This is a genomic window from Reinekea sp. (assembly GCF_982785585.1).
Window position 1 is genome coordinate 31,651 of the sequence record NZ_CEYAVF010000037.1, and the last position, 2,522, is coordinate 34,172.

Annotated in this window: 3 protein-coding genes; 2 read left to right on the forward strand and 1 reads right to left on the reverse strand. The window is 56.1% G+C overall.

Annotation, left to right across the window (positions count from 1 at the left end; genetic code table 11):
- A partial coding sequence (locus tag AC4FIC_RS13380) for a hypothetical protein (protein WP_476194470.1) occupies positions 1-262 on the reverse strand: 262 nt, incomplete at its 3' end.
- Positions 263-417: 155 nt separating this feature from the next.
- Between AC4FIC_RS13380 and AC4FIC_RS13385 the strand changes: the two genes are divergently transcribed.
- Together AC4FIC_RS13385 and AC4FIC_RS13390 are read left to right on the forward strand one after the other, a co-directional pair.
- The gene (locus AC4FIC_RS13385) at positions 418-1,098 is read left to right on the forward strand and encodes a response regulator transcription factor (protein WP_273283926.1); all 681 of its coding nucleotides are present in this window, start codon (positions 418-420) and stop codon (positions 1,096-1,098) included.
- Positions 1,076-2,497 carry a sensor histidine kinase gene (locus tag AC4FIC_RS13390; protein WP_475844443.1) on the forward strand — a complete coding sequence of 474 codons (1,422 nt, stop codon included), beginning with the start codon at positions 1,076-1,078 and terminating at the stop codon, positions 2,495-2,497. The genes AC4FIC_RS13385 and AC4FIC_RS13390 overlap by 23 nt, the downstream gene beginning before the upstream one ends.
- Positions 2,498-2,522: the final 25 nt, after the last annotated feature.

Sequence of the window (2,522 nt, forward strand, 5' to 3'; positions counted from 1 at the left end):
GCATGTCTGACATGCCGTCCTTATGATGCGCGGCCATCATCTCAGCACTGTAGTCATCGCCGTGCATGTCTGACATGCCGTCCTTATGATGCGCGGCCATCATCTCAGCACTGTAGTCGTCGCCGTGCATGGCCATCATGCCCTTATACATCGACCCAACTGGGCTACCATCGGCAAAAAAACCATTGTGGGCTAGGGCCAACGAGCCGACTAGGGTCGCCGCTACGACTGTGGAGAGGGTGAACAGCTTAAGTTTGGTCATAATAGGATCCTCGAAAAGAAAGACAATTCGTCTTGAATGAACCTATTCTAGTTCAGGTCGGTTAACCTAAGGCTGTCCAAAAGATTAACGATTGTTAATCTTGCCGCGTGGGGATTCCACGTACAATGGCTCGGTGACTAACCTAGGGGGCTGCAGTGAAGTTATTGGTGGTGGAAGACGACCCAACCTTAGCCGATTTTATCGCTAAGGGCTTGCGTCAGGCCGGTTTTGTTGTCGATCTCTGTGTCGACGGCAAGGATGCCCTGTTTCGAGTGGCGACCGAGTCCTATGACCTGATGATCATGGATCGCATGTTGCCGCAGGTCGACGGCCTGACCATTATTCGCACCCTCCGGGCCTCGGCTAATCAGACCCCGGTGCTGATTCTGAGTGCGCTCGATGATGTCGACCAGCGCGTTGAGGGCCTGGCGGCCGGCGCCGATGACTATCTGACTAAGCCCTTTGCCTTTAAAGAATTGCTCGCTCGGGTCCAGGCCCTGCTGCGTCGCCAGGCGCCGGTCAACGGTTTGGGTACCCAGCTGCAGGTGGCCGATGTCTTGCTCGATTTGGCCAAACAAAAGGTCTGGGTGGATGGTCTAGCGGTGGCCATGCAACCGCGCGAGATCCGGCTATTGGAGTATCTAATGCGCCACGAAGGCCAGCTGATCTCGCGTACCATGTTGCTGGAAAATGTTTGGGAATATCACTTCGACCCACAAACCAATATTGTTGACGTACACATCAGTCGGCTGCGCCAGAAGCTGGATAAGAACCGCTCCGGCAGTCTCATTCAAACCGTCAGGGGGGCAGGGTATGTCTTGGCTGCGCACACCTAAGATCTTAACCAGTTCCAGCTTTCGCTTTGCCATGTTAACGGTTGGGGTGATCTGGTTGTCGACCGCTCTGGTCTTGGTGGCCGTCTATATGCAGCTTGACCGTGCTATCTGGCGCAGTATTGACGCCAGTCTGGACCTGCAAACGACCGAATTGCTGCAACAAGCCAAACAAACACCGAGTTTATCCACCGAGGAGCTGCTCGCCGCCTATAACGCTCAGTTGAACTCAAGCCAGGCCATCGCCAGCAGCGGAGCCGATTCGATGCAACAGATGCACAACAGCCCGGCGATGCACGCTATGCACCAAGCCATGGGCTTGGCCCAGCCGCCGGCGAGATTTTTGGCCGAGCATCATCGCATGCTGGCCGTTAATGGCGCGCTGCAAGTGGCCCGAAGCGTTGAACTGCCCAATGGCGAGGCCGTCGAGTTAAGTCAAAATGTGGCGTATCTGACGGATCTGCAGACCAGTCTCTGGCAATCTCTACTCTTTGGTCTGGCGATTACGCTGGGCATCGCGCTGCTCGGCAGCCTGGTGCTGACCCAGCGCAGTTTGCGCCGCATCCATCAGATCAATCGCAGTTGCCAGGCCATTATGGCCGGTGACCTGGCGCACCGTATTCCCTATCAGAAAGCGCTTGATGCGCGCGCCGATGCGAAGCCGCAGTTAGGAGCACTGGACGACTACGACCAGATGGCTTGGCATATCAATCAGATGCTGGACGCGATCCACGACGCCATGGCCAAGGTGCGTCAAGTCTCGGACAATATAGCGCACGACCTAAAATCACCGTTGGCGCGCATTCGCGTGAAGCTGGAAAGCGCCTACGAGCAGCAACCGAGCATCGAGGTTGAAGACAGCCTGCAAGAGCTTGATCGGGTGTTGGCGATGACCAAGAGCCTGCTCGGTATCGCGCGTATCGAGAGCAAGACCCGGGCCGGCTTTGCGCCGGTTTCGGTGCGGGAACTGTTACAGGATGTGCAAGAGATGTACGGTCCGGTATTCGATGAACAGGGCATTGAGTTTAGCGTTGAACCCAACGATCAAACTTTGGCCGGTGATAAGCACCTGTTGATGCAAGCGCTGACCAATTTACTCGACAATGCCCACAACCATACGCCAACGCACGGGTCGGTCAGCCTGCTGGCAACGGCCGAGCGGGGCGTGGACGGCAGCGCTGGGGTTCAATGGCAAATTCAGGACAGCGGCCCGGGTATCGATAAGGCGGAGTTTACCAAGGTGTTCGAGCGCTTCTATCGCCAAGATGAGGCGCGTCAAAGTGGTGGTTTTGGTTTGGGTTTAAGCTTGGTTCAATCGATTATTCAATTGCATGGGGGCACCGTCGAGTTGTCAAATAACGCGGGTTTACGTGTGGATATTTGGCTGCCGGCGGGTGTCTGATCGGGCGGGGCGCAAGCCCCGGTTT